This is a genomic window from Pseudomonas sp. SHLD1, assembly GCF_028640935.1.
Classification (GTDB): Bacteria; Pseudomonadota; Gammaproteobacteria; order Pseudomonadales; family Pseudomonadaceae; genus Chryseomonas; species Chryseomonas aestiva.
In genome coordinates this window covers 377,512-394,271 of the sequence record NZ_JAQZAD010000011.1, presented here as the reverse complement: position 1 = coordinate 394,271, position 16,760 = coordinate 377,512, and the positions used below count along the sequence as shown (strand labels likewise).

Below are 16,760 nucleotides of genomic sequence, written 5' to 3'. Positions count from 1 at the left end.
CGAATAGGCGCCTGTTCCGCCTGCGCCGGAAACCGGCCGCGGACAGGGGCTGCTGTGCTTGAAAAGGGTTGGGAATGATACCCGCTCGCCGCCTCCGGATAAAGCGCGAGTTGGCTAGTTTATGAGCAATTCACCCTGGAGCTACTCCGGCGAGAAGAAGCTCAGGCTGTAATTCACGGCTCGCGGACCGGGGTCGAGAATGTCCAGGGCGATGTGGATCGGCGTCTGCGGCGGCATCTCGTCCTGGCCTTTCAGTTCGCCATTCAGGTATTCGCCCGGCTTGAAGCGGCGGCTGGCGAGCAGTTGGCCATTGAGGTCGGCGAAGCGCAATTCCAGCAGCGGGAAGGGCTGCGAGAAGGGTGCCCGGTTGTAGAGGATGGCATCGACGCGCAGCGCCCCGGAAAATTGCGGGTGGCTGCGCACCACCAGGTTGCTGCTGCGGATCTGCTGGACATCGACCTTGGACGGCACCTTGCAGCCGAGGCTGGCACAGGCCTGGACGAACAGCGGGCGATAGCTGTCCTGCCGCGCCAGTTCGTCGAAGTGGTAATAGACGTACTGGCCGGCCAGGCCGAGCAGCGCCAGCAGGCAGAGCAGGATCCACAGCAGGCGGCGACCCCAGCGCGGGCGCTGTGGGTGGCTGTCCAGCTGCAGCGGTTCGTCGTGCAGGTCCAGCAGCGGATCGTCCTGCCATTCCGGCTCGCTGCGCAGGCCGCTCGCGGCCTTGGCCGGCGGCGGCTCGTCGTCGCTGTCGCGAGCGGCGCTGAGGGATTCGGCAGTTGGCTCCTGCCAGTCGTCGAGGCGGCCCAGGCCGGGTTCGGCGCGTTCGTCGTCGTCGGCTTCGACCCGGCCGAGCGCCGGCTCCTGGCGTTCGGTCGGCGCGGCGGTGAGGGGCGCGGGCGGCGTCGCCGGGGCAGGCTTCAACGGGGCGCGCACGGCAGCGAGCGGGGCCGCCGGCGCTGCGGCAGGCAAGGCGCTGATGGCGGGCTTGGGCTCCGGCCTGGGCTCCGGCGCGAAGGCCGGCTCGGGTTCGAGCTGCGGTTCCGGCTCGGCGGCGGTAAGGGATAGGGGCAGTGGCTCGGCCTCCGGCTCCACCTCGGGCGCGGCCTGCAGTCGCAGCGACTCCGGCTCGGGTTCGCGCTCGGCGGAGACGGCGCCGAGCGACGGCAGCTCGTAGGCATCTTCGTCGTCCCGGGGGCGGTGGGCAGCCAGTCCCAGGGCCGGTACCGGCTCTTCCCGCGGCGTGGTCACGGCGGGAGAGGCCAGCGGAGTGACCGGCGCGCGGCGCTGTTCTTCCAGGGCGCCCAGGCGGGCGACCTCGGCGTCCAGCTCCAGGTGGCTCAGGTCCAGTTCGTCATGGGGCCAGGCCGCTTCGCTGGGCGTGGGCGCCGGCTCGGCCGCGGGCTCAGGGGCCGTCAGGGGCGCAGCCTGGTTGCTGGCGTTGAACACTTCCAGGCAGACGCCACAGCGTACGTCGCCATCCGCGGCGGCCAGGTGTTCCTGGGTGACACGGAAGCGGGTATGGCAATGCGGACACTGGGCGACGAGGGATTCGGTCATGGCGAGGCGACAGCCAGGGAGTGAAGCGCGCTAGTGTACCCGAAGGCCCTGGCGAAAGAAGGGCCTCCACCGGGCCGCCGGGTGAGCGGACCGGTGGCGCCTTGGCGGATCAGCGGCGGCGGGTCCCGCTGATGCGCACCCAGCCGTCGAGGGTGGCGGTGGGTTCCAGGTCGAAGCAGCCGGCGTAGGCGGCGCGGACATCCTCGGCCTGCTCGGCGAGGATGCCGGAGAGGGCCAGGCGACCGCCGATGCGGGTCAGGCGGGTGATCTGCTCGGCCAGGCCGACCAGCGGGCCGGCGAGGATATTGGCCACCACCACGTCGGCCTGCTCGCCTGGCAGATCGGCGGGCAGGTAGAGCGGAAAGCGGGTCGGGTCGATGCCGTTGCGGTTGGCGTTCTCCCGCGAGGCTTCGAGGGCCTGGACGTCGATGTCGGTGCCCACGGCGCGCTCGGCGCCCAGCAGCAGGGCGGCGATGGCGAGGATGCCCGAGCCGCAGCCGAAATCCAGTACCTGCCGACCTGCGACCGGTTCGCCGTCCAGCCACTGCAGGCACAGCGAGGTGGTGGGATGGGTGCCAGTGCCAAAGGCCAGGCCCGGATCCAGCAGCAGATTGACCGCTTCCGGTTCCGGGGCCTCGTGCCAGCTGGGGACGATCCACAGCCGCTGGCCGAAGCGCATGGGCTGGAAGTTGTCCATCCAGCTGCGTTCCCACTCCTGGTCTTCCAGGCGCTCCACCTCGTAGGTCAGGCCGTTGGCCAGCAGCTGCACACGCTGTTCCAGGGCCGCGGCGTCGGTATCGCCTTCGAACAGCGCCAGCAGGTGGGTCTGGGACCACAGCGGGGTGGTGCCGAGATCCGGCTCGAAGATCGGCTGGTCCTCGGCGTCCATGAAGGTCACCGAGACGGCGCCCAGTTCGAGCATGAGGTCTTCGTAGGTTTCCGCCTGGGCGGGGGTGAGGGCGAGGCGGACTTGCAGCCAGGACATGATGGGCTACCTGAATCGGGTCAAAGCGGGGAGGGTAAATGAAAACGGGCTGCCCGAGGGCAGCCCGTTTACTAGGTAAGAAGCCGACGGGGCGAGCGAGCGAGCTAGGTCAGGCAAGGCGGCAATCGCCGAGGAAGCGCAGTTTACACAGGGTAAATGAGCATTCCGAGGCGATTTCCAACGCAGCCCGGCCGACGCGCAGCCGTCACGTCCTTAGTGGCGCATGCCGAGCTTCTTCTCCAGATAGTGGATGTTCACCGCGCCCTGGCCGAAGGCCTGGTCGCGGGTCAGCATCCGGTGCAGATCGGCGTTGGTCTTGATGCCGTCGACGATCAGCTCGTCCAGGGCGTTGCGCATCCGGGCCATGGCCTCTTCGCGCGTCTTGCCCCAGGTGATCAGCTTGGCGATCAGCGAATCGTAGTTCGGCGGAACCTTATAGCCGCTGTACAGGTGCGAATCCACCCGCACGCCGTTGCCGCCCGGTGCATGGTAGTGCTTGACCAGGCCCGGGGAGGGCATGAAGGTCTTGGGGTCTTCGGCGTTGATCCGGCACTCGATGGCGTGACCGGTGATCTTGATGTCTTCCTGCTTGATCGACAGCGGGTTGCCAGCGGCGATGCTGAGCATCTCCTTGACGATGTCGACACCGGTGATCATCTCGGTCACCGGATGCTCCACCTGCACGCGGGTGTTCATCTCGATGAAGTAGAAACGGCCGTCTTCGTAGAGGAACTCGAAGGTGCCGGCGCCGCGGTAGCCGATGTCGACGCAGGCCTTGACGCAGCGTGCCAGGACTTCTTCACGGGCCTTCTCGTCGATCTGGGGCGCAGGCGCCTCCTCGATGACCTTCTGGTGACGACGCTGCAGCGAGCAGTCGCGATCGTAGAGGTGCACGGCGTTGCCCTGGCCATCGGAGAGCACCTGGACTTCCACGTGACGCGGATTGCCGAGGAACTTCTCCATGTAGACCATGGAATTGCCAAAGGCGGCGCCGGCTTCGGTCTGGGTCAGCTTGATCGACTTGATCAGCTCGGCCTCGTCCTCGACCACGCGCATGCCGCGACCACCACCGCCGCCGGCGGCCTTGATGATCACCGGATAGCCGACTTCGCGACCGATGCGCAGGCACTCGGCCTCGTCATCCGGCAGGGCGCCGTCGGAGCCCGGTACGGTGGGCACGCCGGCCTGCTTCATGGCGTTCTTGGCGGACACCTTGTCGCCCATCAGGCGAATCACGTCGGCGGTGGGGCCGACGAAGGCGAATCCGGACTGCTCCACCTGCTCGGCGAAGTCGGCGTTCTCGGCGAGAAAGCCGTAGCCCGGGTGGATGGCGGTGGCGCCGGTGACTTCCGCGGCACTGATGATGGCCGGGATGTTCAGGTAGGACAGGGGCGAGGGGGCCGGGCCGATGCACACCGATTCGTCGGCGAGGGACAGATGCATCAGTTCGCGGTCGGCGGTGGAATGAACCGCCACCGTCTTGATGCCCAGCTCCTTGCAGGCACGCACCACGCGCAGGGCGATTTCCCCGCGGTTGGCGATCAGGACTTTTTCCAGCATCGTGGGCTCCACGGGCTTAGACAATGGTGAACAGCGGCTGGTCGAATTCGACGGGCTGACCGTTCTCGACCAGCACCTGGCCAATGGTGCCGCTGGCTTCGGCTTCGATGTGGTTCATCATCTTCATGGCTTCGACGATGCACAGGATGTCGCCTTTCTTCACCTGCTGGCCGACTTCGACGAAGGCCGGAGTGGTGGGCGAGGAAGCGCGGTAGAAGGTGCCGACCATGGGCGAGCGAGCCACGTTACCGGTCAGTTGCGGAGCGGCGGCTTCGGTAGCAGGCGCGGCAGCGGCCGGAGCGGCAGCCGGAGCGGCGACTGGCGCGGGGGCGGCGGCGTAGACGGTCTGCATGCCCTGGTTGCGGCCGGTGTTGCGGCTGATGCGGACGGACTCTTCGCCTTCGCGGATTTCCAGCTCGTCGATACCGGACTCTTCCAGCAACTCGATCAGTTTCTTGACTTTACGGATGTCCATTGGCGTTGGCTCTCCCCTCGGGTTCAGGTGATGTTCTGGATATTGGGTCGCGCTCAGCCGCGGGCGGCGAGCTGTTCGCAGGCGGCTTCCAGCGCCAGGCGATAGCCACTGGCGCCGAGCCCGCAGATCACACCGACCGCCACATCGGAAAAATAGGAGTGGTGGCGGAAGGCTTCGCGCTTGTGCACGTTCGACAGGTGCACTTCGATGAATGGGATGCTCACCGCGAGCAAGGCGTCACGTAGGGCGACGCTGGTATGGGTGAAGGCAGCCGGATTGATCAGGATGAAATCCACCCCTTCGTCGCGCGCGGTGTGGATGCGTTCGATCAGCAGGTGCTCGGCGTTGCTTTGCAGAGACTGCAGGCGATGCCCCGCTGCGGTGGCGCGGGCTTCGAGATCGGCGTTGATCTGGGCCAGGGTGGTGGCCCCGTAGACGCCCGGCTCGCGGGTACCCAGCAGATTCAGGTTGGGCCCGTGCAGTACCAGCAGATGCGCCATAGCCACTTGCCTCGCGATTTCGCAACCAGATTGGCCGCGGACTATGCCGCAACCGGAGGTGACTGTCCAGTCGCTAGACGTTTGCCGGAAATGCCCGCACGTTGGGCGAAATTCTTTTAATCGCTGGTGATAAGCCTTTTTGCTTCGTCGAGTCGGGCGAGAAAGCCCGCGGCATCGATTTCGCCGACGATGCGCGCCTTGGCCTGCTCCCGGCCCCTTGCATCGTAGAACAGGATCGCCGGCGGGCCGAACAGGCCGTGCTGCTCCAGCCACTGGCGCTGTTCCCGGGTGCTTTGCGTCATATCGAAACGGATCAGCGTGAAGTCGCGCAGTTGCGCCTGGATCTCGGGGTTGCCGAAGACCTCGCGCTCGATCAGCTTGCAGCTGATGCACCAGTCGGCATAGACGTCCACCAGCAGGGGTCGCCCGCTACCGAGGCTGCTCGCCAGGGCGGCGGGATTGCTCAGGCTGCGCATGACCTCCGCGCGGGCAGCCACCGCAGGTACCGCGGCGTCGCCCAGCGGCCGCAGGGGATCGCTGGCGCCGCGCAGGGCGCCGATGCCGGCCGTGGCGCCATAGACCACCAGGGCCAGGCCCGCCAGTTGCGACAGGCGCTGGCGAGGCGGCTTGGGGACGAATTCCAGGGCGCCGAGGAACAGCCCGACCCCGGCGGCCAGCAGGCCCCAGGCCGCCAGCGCCAGGGGCCCCGGAAGGAGTCGTTCGAGCAGCCACAGGGCGACCGCCAGCAGCAGTACGCCGAACGCATTGCGCATGCCCACCAGCCAGGCGCCGCTGCGTGGCAGCAGGGCGCCGCCGCCGGCGGCGATGAGGATCAGCGGGGCGCCCATGCCCAGGCCCAGGGCGAACAGTGCCAGGCCGCCGCCGAGCCAGTCGGCGGTGCTGCTGATATAGAGCAGGAGGCCCGCCAGGGGCGCCGAGACGCAGGGCGAGACGATCAGGCTGGAGAGCACGCCAAGGGTGGCCGCGCCGCCCAGGGAGCCGCCACGGGTGCCGCTGGCGAGCTGTTCCAGGCGCTCGCGCAGGGCCGCCGGCAGGCGCAGTTCGAAGAGGCCGAACATGGCCAGGGCGAACAGCGCGAACAGTGCGGCGAAGGGAACCAGCACCCAGGCCGACTGCAATTGCGCCTGGAGATTGAGACTGGCACCAAAGACGCCCATGAGCGCGCCCAGGGCAGCGAAGCTCAGGGCCATGGGCACCACGTAGGCCAGCGCCAGCAGCAGGCCACGGCCCGGGCGCGCCTTGCCGGCCAGGACCACCGCCGAAACGATGGGCAACATCGGCAGGACGCAGGGGGTGAAGGTCAGTCCCAGGCCGGCGAGGAAGGCCAGCAGGATTCTGTTCCACCCCACCGGGTCGGGGGTGGGGGCGGTGACCGCCTGGCTCGCCGCAGAGGCGGCCGCGGGGCCGGTGATAGCCAGGGTGCGGGTTTCCGGCGGATAGCAGAGCCCGCGATCGGCGCAACCCTGGTAGGTCACCTTGATCTGGCCGCCGCGGTCGGGCGCGAGGGGCAGGGGGATGTCGACGCCGGCATGATAGACCTGGACGTCGCCGAACCACTCATCGTGCTTGGGCTCGCCGGGTGGCAGGGCCACCGGCGCGGTCAGCAGGCCGGGGTCGGCGTCGAAGGCGAAGCGCTGCCGATAGAGGTAATAGCCCTCGGCGATGATGAAGCGCACCTGGGCGCGGCCCTCGGCGTCGCGACGCTGCTCCAGGCGAAAGGCCTGATCCACCGGCAGGAATTGCTGACTGGGACGCTGACCGTCCAGGCCCAGCGCGGCCGTCGGGCGCGGCGCATCGAACAGGCCGGCGGCGGCGGGCAGGGTCAGCAGCAGGGTGAGCAGGAACAGCAGGGCACGCATGGGCTTCTCGGCGATCGGCAGCGGCCGATCATAGCAGAGGCATCCGGTTGGTCTGGCTAGACGTACTGGCGCACGCAATTGCGTCCCGCATGCTTGGCGGCATAGAGGGCTTCGTCCGCCTGCTTGGCCAGCGCGGGCATCTCCTGTCCGGGCTGCAGTTGCGCCACGCCGGCGCTGAAGGTGCAGCTGAGTTCCTTGGGCGGCGCCGGATAGTGGATCTCGGCGAAGCGCTGGCGGATCTCGTCGATCAGGCGAGTGGCGGTGACCAGGTCGGTATCGGGCAGTACGATGGCGAATTCCTCGCCGCCATACCGGCCGATATGGTCGGACTTGCGCAGGCGCTGCTTGAGGAACAGCGCCAGGCTCTTGATCACCCGGTCGCCCATGGGGTGGCCGTAGTGGTCGTTGACCTGCTTGAAGTGGTCGATGTCCAGCATGGCGAAGGTGATCGGCCGCTGGCTGCGCCGCGCGCGGAAGCAGGCGTCTTCCAGCAGCTGCAGGGTGTGGGTGTGGTTGTACAGGCCGGTAAGGCTGTCCTGGACGATGCGCGCCTGCAGGCTGCGTGCCCGGGCGGCACGGGTGCGCACCGTGGCGATCAGGTGGCGTGGCTTGATCGGCTTGGTGAGGAAGTCGTCGCCGCCCTCGCTCATGGCGTCCAGCTGCTTGTCGAGGTCGTCCTCGGCCGACAGATAGATGATGGGCACGCTGACATAGCGCTCGTGCTGGCGGATGACCTTGGCCAGCTCGGTGCCGGTGCACTCGGGCATGTACATGTCGAGGATGATCAGATCGGGCACGAATTCGGCCAGGTGCGCCATCACCGCGCCGGGCTGCATCAGGGTGCGGGTGACGATCCCGGCGCTGTTGAGCGCCATTTCCGTAGCCATGGCCTGGGCGCGGGAGTCGTCCACCACCAGGGCGCGGATCGGATCGTAGTAGACGGTGCGGGTGAGGGTCTCGATCTTTTCCAGCAGCCGCGCCGAATCCAGGGTGCCGGTGTAGAACTCCTGGCCGCCGGCGCGCACCGCGGCCAGGCGGAAGGGGGTGTCGGCTTCCTGGTGGCTGTAGAACAGTACCGGCAGCTTGCGCTCCAGACCACTCTGGGCTTCCAGCGCCAGCTGGATGCCGGCGCCCGCGCCGCCGAAGTCCACGTCCATGACGATGACCGCCGGATGACGGTTGTCCATCATCGCGCGGAAGTCGTCGGCGCCATGGATGATCTGGATGGTGACGCCGAAGTATTCCATCTGCTGCGCCAGACGCTCGGCGCGCTCGCTGTCGAGCAGGGCGATGTAGATCGGCTTGCGCAGCGGCGGCAGGCTGGTGGTCTCCAGCTGGTCGCCCTGGCGCAGCCCGGTGCGCGACAGGCTCTGCATGGCCTGGCTGAGTTCGGTGATGGCCTGGCTGTTGAGGCGACCGCGATTGGCGGTGACCTGGGCCAGGGAGGCACCGATGGCCTCGGCGAGCTCGGCATGACCCTGCTGCTCGAAGCGCTTGGCATATTGCAGCAGGCGCGCGTTGGCGTCGGTCAGCTCGACCAGGCTGCCGGCCGTCCACTCGTCTCGTTGCAGCCGTTGCCAGATCTCCAGCACCTGGCGCGACTGGTGGATGACCCGTTGCGCGAAGTGCAGCTTGAGGCGGTCCCGGCTCGGATCATCTGGTTCGCTCACGAATTGTTCCGTCATTCTTGAGGTGGTGGCCCTATGCTACCAATTGCTGGCTGGCAGGGGAGAGGCGGTACCCTGGTTAGCGGCGGCTATGCCGCTCGCATGGACACTGTCGGTCGCTTCTGGAGTAGCGTCCGTCGCCTGTTACCCTAGTCTCGGAAGCGGCTGCCCAGGTGCGTCGCGCCCGCACCGCCGGCGATGGCGGCGCAACCGGCGTCGCGGGCGGGGGTCCAAGCGCCAACATCTTTGAAATCATTGCAAGGAATTGCCCATGCGGGAGTGGAACTTGAGGTCGGGATGGCTCCGGCTGGTGGCAGTGCTGATCGCGCTCTACCTGCTGGTCACCCTGGCGATAGGCTGGTACTGGAGTCGCGAACCGGATTTCTTCCCGGTGCAGCAGCATGCCCAGGAGGCGGCCGCGGCCAGTGGTCGCAAGCTGGTGCTCGGCTACACCACGGTCGAGACCCTTAAGCAGGTGGCTGGCACCCTGCTGGACAAGCCGGGCGGCTATCTCTCCAACGACATCTTCCCGCCGGGCCTCTGGCTCGACGACATGCCATCCTGGGAATACGGCGTGCTGGTGCAGACCCGCGATCTGGCGCGCGCCCTGCGCAAGGACTTCGCCCGTTCCCAGTCGCAGTCCACCGAGGACGTCGACCTGGCCCAGGCCGAGCCCCGCTTCAACTTCGACAACCACAGCTGGGCCATGCCCTCGTCGGAGTCGGAATACCGCGCCGGCATCGCTTCCCTGGATCGCTACCTGGCGCGCCTGGGGGGCCAGAATACCCAGGGCCAGCCCACCGCCTACTTCTATTCGCGCTCGGACAACCTGCGCAACTGGCTGGGTGACGTCGAGACCCGCCTGGGTTCGCTGTCCCAGCGGCTGTCCGCCAGCGTCGGCCGGGTGCGCCTGGACGCCGAGGTACGGCCGAACCAGGACATCCCCGCCGGCCAGGTGCCGGAGGTGCACGAGCAGCGCGTCGAGACGCCCTGGCTGCAGATCGACAATGTCTTCTACGAGGCCCGCGGTCAGGCCTGGGCGCTGTCGCACATCCTGCGCGCCATCGAGGTGGACTTCGCCGACACCCTGGCCAAGAAGAACGCCACGGTGAACGTGCGCGAGATCATCCGCGAACTGGAAGCGGCGCAGCAGCCGGTCTGGAGTCCGATGATCCTCAACGGCAGCGGCTTCGGCATCCTGGCCAACCATTCGCTGGTGATCGCCAACTACATCTCCCGCGCCAATGCCGCGATCATCGACCTGCGCCAGCTGCTGGAACAGGGCTGATGACGCCGGACGCCCGCGAAGCGGCGCATCGCGCCGCCTCCGACCGGGAACGGGTGGTCTGGGTCGACCGCGACGACCGCATCCAGGGTGAGTTGCCACGGGCAGAATTGCGTGCCCGCGGCCTGATCGGTCGCTGCACCTTCATCCTGCTGTTCAATGACAGCGGCGAGCTCTGCGTTCACCGGCGCACCCTGAGCAAGGCGCTCTACCCGGGCTACTGGGACGTGGCCGCCGGCGGCATGGTGGCGCCGGGCGAGAGCTATGCGCAATCGGCGGCGCGGGAGCTGGCCGAGGAGCTGGGGGTCAGCGGTGTGCCGCTGCGCGAGCACGGCACCTTCTATTTCGAGGAGCCGGGCAATCGCCTCTGGGGCGGGGTGTTCAGCGCCCACTGGAACAACCCGCTGCGGCTGCAGCCGGAAGAGGTACTGGAGGCACGCTTCCTGGCTCCGGCGGCGATTCTCGCCGAGGCTCGTCAGCGGTCCTATTGCCCGGATTCGCTGGAGGCCCTGCGCCTGGCCACCAGCCGGGCGGATGTCGCATCCCTGCCTTAATTTCTCGCATTCGCGCCTTAGCATCCGCGGGCGATGCTGCTACATTGCGCGGCCCCGGACCAGCGCGGCCCGTGCCGGCCGGCGCTGCATCCAAGGTTTCCTCCAGGCGCCCGGCGTCTGAACCAGACTGGGAGGACCGTCCCTTGAGCAAGAAAACCTCGTCGCTGGCGGATCTCAGCCGGCTGGTGTACTCCACCGACGTCGGCCGCATTCGCCCGGAAGAACCCCAGGCATCGGCCCCGGCCGGCGACGGCATCGCCCGCGTCCGGCGCGAGACCAAGGGCCGCGGCGGCAAGACGGTGACCACGGTCAGCGGCGTCCCCCTGGGCGAGGAAGCACTCAAGGACCTGGCCAGCGCGCTCAAGCGCCGCTGCGGCACCGGCGGGGCGCTCAAGGATGGCGTCATCGAGATCCAGGGCGACCATGTCGACCTGCTGCTCGGCGAACTCGAAAAACGCGGCTTCAAGACCAAGCGGTCGGGCGGCTAGGCCAGGCCTTCCAGCCTCTGCGTACAACTTACCGCCCCTGGTGGCGGTCCATCCAAAGCATGATTCCCTACAGGAGATTCCCGCGAATGTCCCCACGACGCACGCGCAAAGATGACGGCAGCCAGTGGACCGTGGCGGACAGCCGCAGCGTCTATGGTATTCGCCACTGGGGTGCCGGCTACTTCGCCATCAGCGATGCCGGCAACGTCGAAGTCCGCCCCCACGGCCCGGACGGCCAGCCGATCGACCTCCATGTGCTGGTCGGTCAGCTACGCGAAGCGGGGCTGTCGCTGCCGCTGCTGGTGCGTTTCCCCGACATTCTCCAGGGCCAGGTGCGCCACCTGACCGGCGCCTTCGATCGCAACATCGAGCGCCTCGACTACCAGGGCCGCTACACCGCCCTCTACCCGATCAAGGTCAACCAGCAGGAAGCGGTGGTGGAAAACATCATCGCCACCCGCGACGTCTCCATCGGTCTGGAAGCCGGCTCCAAGCCGGAGCTGATGGCGGTGCTGGCGCTGGCGCCCAAGGGCGGTACCATCGTCTGCAACGGCTACAAGGACCGTGAATTCATCCGCCTGGCGCTGATGGGCCAGAAACTGGGCCACAGCGTCTTCATCGTCATCGAGAAGGAATCCGAGGTCCCGCTGGTGATCGAGGAGGCGGCCGAGCTCAAGGTCACGCCCCAGGTCGGCCTGCGGGTGCGGCTGTCGTCCCTGGCGTCGAGCAAGTGGGCCGACACTGGTGGCGAGAAGTCCAAGTTCGGTCTCTCCGCTGCCCAGTTGCTGTCGGTGATCGAGCGCTTCCGCGCCGCCGGCCTGGAGCAGGGCGTGCGCCTGCTGCACTTCCACATGGGTTCGCAGATCGCCAACCTGGCCGACTATCGCCAGGGCTTCCGCGAAGCCATCCGCTACTATGCCGAGCTGCGCGCCCTGGGCCTGCCACTGGATCACATCGACGTCGGTGGCGGTCTGGGCGTGGACTACGATGGCACCCATTCGCGCAACGCCAGCTCGATCAACTACGACATGGACGACTACGCCGGTACCGTGGTCGGCATGCTCAAGGAATTCTGCGACCAGCAGGAATTGCCGCATCCGAACATCTTCTCGGAAAGTGGCCGCGCCATGACCGCGCACCACGCCATGCTGGTGATGCAGGTCACCGACGTCGAGCGCCACAACGACAGCGTGCCGGCCAGCGAGCGCTTCGAAGGCAAGGCCGAGGTGGTGCAGTGGCTGGCCGAGCTGCTTGGCGACACCGATCCGGAGATGGTCACCGAGACCTACTGGCGCGCCACCCAGTACGTCAGCGAAGCCGCCGCCCAGTACGCCTCCGGCACCCTGAGCCTGAGCGACAAGGCGCTGGCCGAGCAGTGCTATTTCGCCATCTGCCGCCGCCTCTACAACCAGCTCAAGGCACGCCAGCGCTCCCATCGCCAGGTGCTCGACGAGCTCAATGACAAGCTGGCCGACAAGTACATCTGCAACTTCTCGGTGTTCCAGAGCCTGCCCGACACCTGGGCCATCGACCAGATCCTACCCATCGTCCCCCTGACCCGCCTGGACGAGGAGCCGGTGCGCCGTGCCGTGCTGCAGGACCTGACCTGCGACTCGGACGGCAAGATCAAGCAGTACGTCGACGAGCAGAGCATCGAGACCAGCCTGCCGGTGCACGAGGTGCGCGAAGGCGAAGACTATCTGCTGGCGGTGTTCCTGGTGGGCGCCTATCAGGAGATCCTCGGCGACATGCACAACCTGTTCGGCGACACCGACTCGGTGAACGTCTACCAGGACGCCGACGGCAGCGTTCGCCACGGCGGCATCGAGACCCACGACACCATCGAGGACATGCTCAGGTACGTGCACCTCTCGCCCGAGGAACTGATGACCTACTACCGCGACAAGGTCGCCAGCGCGCGCCTCACCGCGCGCGAACGCACCCAGTTCCTCGATGCCATGCGCCTGGGGCTGACCCGCTCCTCCTATCTCGCCAGTTGACCAAGCGAACCCTGGCGGCCGGGCGGGCTCTATAGCCTTGCCGTCAGGATGAGAGGAGGCAGTTATGAAGGGGCGCATGGCGCTGTTGCTGGTGGGCGGTCTGCTGCTGGCCGGCTGCGGCAAGGTCAATCAGGAAAACTATTCCCGGCTCAAGGCCGGCCAGACCAAGGCCGAGGTGGAGCAGGTCCTGGGTGCACCCACGGAATGCGCGGGCGCCCTGGGCGTTACCACCTGTACTTGGGGCGATCGCGGTTCCTTCATCAGCGTGCAGTATCTCAACGACAAGGTGGCGATGTTCGCCGGGCAGGGTCTGCGATGAAAACCTCTACCAAGATTCTCCTGCTGGTGGGCGCCGCCGGACTGCTCGCGGCCTGCGCCAGCGGTCCGCGCGAAGTCCCGCCGCTCACCGCGGGCAATGTCGATCTGCAGCGTTACCAGGGACAATGGTACGAGGTGGCGCGGCTGCCGATGTTCTTCCAGCGCAAGTGCGCTCAGTCCGACGCCAACTATCACGTCATGGCCGATGGTTCGGTGGCCGTGTTCAATCGCTGCCGCACCCTGAGCGGCAAGGTCCAGGAAGCCACGGGTACCGCCATCCCGATCAAGCCGGGCGTGACCGATCGCCTGGAAGTGCGTTTCGACACCTGGTTCAGTGGCGTGCTGCCCAATGTGGCCAAGGGACCCTACTGGATCCTCTATGTCGATGACGACTACAAGACCGCCCTGGTCGGCAGCCCGGATCGCAAGTACCTCTGGTTGCTGGCGCGCAAGCCCGAGATTTCCGCGGCGCAGAGCGAAAAGCTGCTGCGTATCGCCCGCGAGAAAGGCTACAACCTCAATCGTCTGGTCTGGCGCGAGACCGACGCCCATATGCCCTAGGCCTCAGGAGCAACTCCGTGAAACTCTGGACCGACGCCTTTGCCGATAACGCCTTCATGCCCAAGCGCCACGAATTCGACGTGGCCGATTTCGGTGCCCACGGCGAGAACATCTCGCCCGCCTTGCAGTGGGCCGATCTACCTGCCGATACCAGGAGCCTCGCGCTGACCGTTTACGATCCCGATGCCCCCACCGGTAGCGGTTTCTGGCACTGGGTCGTGGTCAACATCCCGGTCGGCACCCAGGGTCTGGCGGAAGGCGCCGGTCGCGCCGATGGTTCGGGCCTGCCCGCAGGTGCGCTGCAACTGATCAACGACTACGGCACCCGTGGCTTTGGTGGCGCGGCGCCGCCCAAGGGCGACAAGCCGCACCGCTACATCTTCCAGTTGCATGCGCTCAAGGTCGATCAGCTGCCGGTTCCGGCGGACGCCACCAACGCGGTCGGCCGCTTCATGATCCATCTCAACCAGCTGGCTTCGGCGACCTACACCGGTCTCTACGAGATCAAGTGAGGCAAAGGGCGGACGGGCTAGAACTCGTCCGTCGAGGTCGCCAGGCGGATGCCCGCCGCACGCATCTCGGCCAGGAACGCCTCGCCCTGGGCTTCGAAGCCCGGCACCGGATGACTGCAGTCGGTGAGCAGCACCAGGCCCTGGCGTCGTTCCCGCGGCCAGCATTCCAGCAGATCGCGCAGGGTACTGGCTACGCAGTGTGACAGCGCCTCGCCCGCCACCAGCAGGGTGTCGGCGGACAGCAACCGGGCGATCAGTCCGGCGTCCACTGCAGTGCCCGGGTCCGCCGGATCCAGGACCTCGGCGCGCAGGGCCGAATAATGTTCGGTGTGGGGATTGCCGCCCTTGGCGATGAATTCCACCAGGCGTCCCTGCTGCCGTCCCCAGCCATTGAGCGCCTGGTGCACGTCCTGCTGTACCCCATGACCCCAGCCACCCACCAGGCAGTGCTCCGGCCAGATCACCAGGCGATAGCGACCACCGGCTTCCAGGGCCTGCACATAGGCCAGCGCACGGGTGCGCTCGGCCGGATCGCGGGTCTGCCAGCGACCGCTGGCCACGTCGTCCGCGCTGATCTGGGTGAAGGGCGCCGGCGGCCGGCCCTGGGCATCCTGCCAGCCGTGCGGATGAGCGATGTGCAGCGGCTGGTGGGAATCCAGGGTCACCCGGACCGCGGAGAGCCGGGCACCCAGGCGTTCGATCAGGGCGGCGACACGCTGCAGCCCGGCCACCGCGCCGGGCACCGGCAGGGCCGCCCCCGGCAGGTCGCAGAAATCGTTTTGCGGATCGATCAGCAGCAATTGCAGCTTGGCATGGGACATGGCGATCTCCTTGGCGACGGGCTGTCGATGGTGCGGGCGCCGCTGGACGCGAGGCAAGCCCGGGCAGCGTGGAAACCCGGTAAGGTGCAGGTCTATGATGAAGGGGCCGACCCTGCCCCGCGGAGCGCGATATGCTGAATCTGTACCCGGAAATCAAGCCTTACGCCCGCCACGAGCTGGCCGTCGAAGCCCCCCATGTGCTCTATGCCGACGAGAGTGGCTCGCCCGACGGTCTGCCGGTGCTGTTCATCCATGGCGGACCCGGCTCCGGATGCGATCGCCTGAGCCGGCGCTTCTTCGATCCCAATCTCTATCGCATCGTCACCTTCGATCAGCGCGGCTGCGGTCGTTCCACCCCCTATGCCAGCCTGGAGAACAACACCACCTGGCACCTGGTCGAGGACATCGAGCGCCTGCGCGAGCACCTGGGCATCGAGCAATGGGTGCTGTTCGGCGGCTCCTGGGGCTCTACCCTGGCGCTGGCCTATGCCCAGCGCCATCCCGAGCGGGTCAAGGGCATGGTCCTGCGCGGCATCTTTCTCTGCCGCCCGGTGGATCTGCACTGGTTCTACCAGGAGGGCGCCAGTCGGCTCTTTCCCGACTTCTGGCAGGACTATCTGCATCCCATCGCCGAGGAAGAACGCGGCAATCTCATCCAGGCCTACTATCGCCGCCTGACCGGTCCGGACGAACTGGCGCAGATGTCCGCCGCTCGCGCCTGGTCATGCTGGGAGGGCCGTACGGTAACCCTGAGGCCCAATCCCGACGTGCTGGAAAAGTTCAGCGAGCATGCCCTGGCCATCGCCCGTATCGAATGCCACTACTTCATCAACGATGCCTTTCTCGAACCCGACCAGCTCTTGCGCGACATGCCCAGGATCGCCCATATCCCGGCGGTGATCGTGCACGGCCGCTATGACATGGTCTGCCCCCTGGACAATGCCTGGGCCCTGCACCACGGCTGGCCGGGCAGCGAATTGCAGATCATCCGCGATGCCGGTCATGCGGCCAGCGAGCCCGGTATCTGCGACGCCCTGGTGCGGGCGACCGACCAGATCGCCCGTGAGCTGCTCGATCTGCCCCAGGAGGCCGAGTGAAGGCGCTGCTGCAAAGGGTCATCCGCGCCAGCGTCGAGGTGGAGGGAGAGACGGTCGGCGCCATAGGCCCGGGTCTGCTGGTCTTCGTCGGCATCGAACCCGCGGATGACGAAGCGGCCTGTGCTCGGATGCTCAAGCGGCTGCTGGAGTACCGGATATTCGCCGACGGCGAACAGCGCATGAATCTGTCCCTGCAGGATGTCGGCGGCGGTCTGCTGCTGGTCTCCCAGTTCACCCTGGCTGCCGATACCCGCAGCGGACGGCGGCCGAGCTTTTCCACCGCCGCGCCCCCGGCCCAGGGCGAACGGCTGTTCGGTCACCTGGTAGGCCTCGCCCGTGACCTCCAGCCCGAGGTCCAGACCGGTCGTTTCGGTGCCGACATGCAGGTTTCCCTGGTCAACGACGGACCGGTGACATTTTTATTGTCGATTTAGTGAGGGCGCCCCTTACAGCGCCCTGCCAAGTGTCTATGATTGCGCAGTTCGAGTTTGAACGGT

17 protein-coding genes are annotated in these 16,760 nt (G+C 67.1%); 9 read left to right on the top strand and 8 right to left on the bottom strand.

All coding sequences use genetic code 11. The features are described from left to right. Nucleotides 1-141: 141 nt before the first annotated feature. The 7 genes from PVZ77_RS05105 to PVZ77_RS05075 form a co-directional block, all read right to left on the bottom strand. Nucleotides 142-1,560 (bottom strand): DUF3426 domain-containing protein, encoded by a 1,419-nt coding sequence (locus PVZ77_RS05105; protein WP_273810224.1) that lies wholly within the window; start codon nucleotides 1,558-1,560, stop codon nucleotides 142-144. A 109-nt stretch (nucleotides 1,561-1,669) separates the two neighbouring features. Beyond that, nucleotides 1,670-2,545 (bottom strand): 50S ribosomal protein L11 methyltransferase, encoded by an 876-nt coding sequence (gene prmA / locus PVZ77_RS05100; RefSeq protein WP_273810223.1) that lies wholly within the window; start codon nucleotides 2,543-2,545, stop codon nucleotides 1,670-1,672. Nucleotides 2,546-2,758: 213 nt separating this feature from the next. Next, nucleotides 2,759-4,105 (bottom strand): acetyl-CoA carboxylase biotin carboxylase subunit, encoded by a 1,347-nt coding sequence (accC, locus tag PVZ77_RS05095; RefSeq protein WP_158890976.1) that lies wholly within the window; start codon nucleotides 4,103-4,105, stop codon nucleotides 2,759-2,761. A 16-nt stretch (nucleotides 4,106-4,121) separates the two neighbouring features. After that, on the bottom strand, nucleotides 4,122-4,580 hold the full coding sequence (accB, locus tag PVZ77_RS05090; RefSeq protein ID WP_183633753.1) for an acetyl-CoA carboxylase biotin carboxyl carrier protein: 459 nt from the start codon (nucleotides 4,578-4,580) through the stop codon (nucleotides 4,122-4,124). Nucleotides 4,581-4,633: 53 nt separating this feature from the next. After that, nucleotides 4,634-5,080, bottom strand: coding sequence for a type II 3-dehydroquinate dehydratase (gene aroQ / locus PVZ77_RS05085; protein ID WP_273810220.1), 447 nt, complete (start codon nucleotides 5,078-5,080; stop codon nucleotides 4,634-4,636). A 116-nt stretch (nucleotides 5,081-5,196) separates the two neighbouring features. Then, on the bottom strand, nucleotides 5,197-6,960 hold the full coding sequence (gene dsbD, locus PVZ77_RS05080) for a protein-disulfide reductase DsbD (protein WP_273810219.1): 1,764 nt from the start codon (nucleotides 6,958-6,960) through the stop codon (nucleotides 5,197-5,199). Nucleotides 6,961-7,016: 56 nt separating this feature from the next. Next, nucleotides 7,017-8,630: a response regulator gene (locus tag PVZ77_RS05075; RefSeq protein WP_273810215.1), complete on the bottom strand. Its 1,614-nt coding sequence runs from the start codon at nucleotides 8,628-8,630 to the stop codon at nucleotides 7,017-7,019. 268 nt (nucleotides 8,631-8,898) lie between these two features. Between PVZ77_RS05075 and PVZ77_RS05070 the strand changes: the two genes are divergently transcribed. The 7 genes from PVZ77_RS05070 (at nucleotide 8,899) to PVZ77_RS05040 (ending at nucleotide 14,345) form a co-directional block, all read left to right on the top strand. Next, the gene (locus PVZ77_RS05070; protein ID WP_158890967.1) at nucleotides 8,899-9,915 is read left to right on the top strand and encodes a DUF2333 family protein; all 1,017 of its coding nucleotides are present in this window, start codon (nucleotides 8,899-8,901) and stop codon (nucleotides 9,913-9,915) included. Beyond that, nucleotides 9,915-10,466 (top strand): NUDIX hydrolase, encoded by a 552-nt coding sequence (locus tag PVZ77_RS05065; protein ID WP_273810214.1) that lies wholly within the window; start codon nucleotides 9,915-9,917, stop codon nucleotides 10,464-10,466. The genes PVZ77_RS05070 and PVZ77_RS05065 overlap by 1 nt, the downstream gene beginning before the upstream one ends. Nucleotides 10,467-10,609: 143 nt before the next feature. After that, nucleotides 10,610-10,954 (top strand): translation initiation factor Sui1, encoded by a 345-nt coding sequence (locus PVZ77_RS05060; protein ID WP_273810213.1) that lies wholly within the window; start codon nucleotides 10,610-10,612, stop codon nucleotides 10,952-10,954. Between the two features lie 86 nt (nucleotides 10,955-11,040). Next, a complete protein-coding gene (gene speA, locus PVZ77_RS05055; RefSeq protein WP_133861519.1) occupies nucleotides 11,041-12,954 on the top strand; it encodes an arginine decarboxylase in 1,914 nt (637 codons plus the stop codon). Nucleotides 12,955-13,018: 64 nt separating this feature from the next. Then, nucleotides 13,019-13,273 (top strand): hypothetical protein, encoded by a 255-nt coding sequence (locus PVZ77_RS05050; protein WP_133861518.1) that lies wholly within the window; start codon nucleotides 13,019-13,021, stop codon nucleotides 13,271-13,273. Further along, entirely contained in the window at nucleotides 13,270-13,833 is a 564-nt protein-coding gene (locus PVZ77_RS05045; RefSeq protein ID WP_273810210.1) for a lipocalin family protein, read from the top strand. Before PVZ77_RS05050 ends, PVZ77_RS05045 begins: the two co-directional genes overlap by 4 nt. Before the next feature lie 17 nt (nucleotides 13,834-13,850). Continuing rightward, the gene (locus PVZ77_RS05040) at nucleotides 13,851-14,345 is read left to right on the top strand and encodes a YbhB/YbcL family Raf kinase inhibitor-like protein (protein ID WP_273810208.1); all 495 of its coding nucleotides are present in this window, start codon (nucleotides 13,851-13,853) and stop codon (nucleotides 14,343-14,345) included. Between the two features lie 17 nt (nucleotides 14,346-14,362). Here PVZ77_RS05040 and PVZ77_RS05035 read toward each other — a convergent pair whose 3' ends face one another. Continuing rightward, nucleotides 14,363-15,166, bottom strand: coding sequence for a hypothetical protein (locus PVZ77_RS05035; protein ID WP_273810206.1), 804 nt, complete (start codon nucleotides 15,164-15,166; stop codon nucleotides 14,363-14,365). Nucleotides 15,167-15,297: 131 nt separating this feature from the next. Between PVZ77_RS05035 and pip the strand changes: the two genes are divergently transcribed. Beyond that, nucleotides 15,298-16,263: a prolyl aminopeptidase gene (gene pip, locus PVZ77_RS05030; RefSeq protein ID WP_273810205.1), complete on the top strand. Its 966-nt coding sequence runs from the start codon at nucleotides 15,298-15,300 to the stop codon at nucleotides 16,261-16,263. Continuing rightward, nucleotides 16,260-16,697, top strand: a complete 438-nt coding sequence (dtd, locus tag PVZ77_RS05025) for a D-aminoacyl-tRNA deacylase (protein WP_273810204.1) — start codon at nucleotides 16,260-16,262, stop codon at nucleotides 16,695-16,697. The genes pip and dtd overlap by 4 nt, the downstream gene beginning before the upstream one ends. Nucleotides 16,698-16,760: the final 63 nt, after the last annotated feature.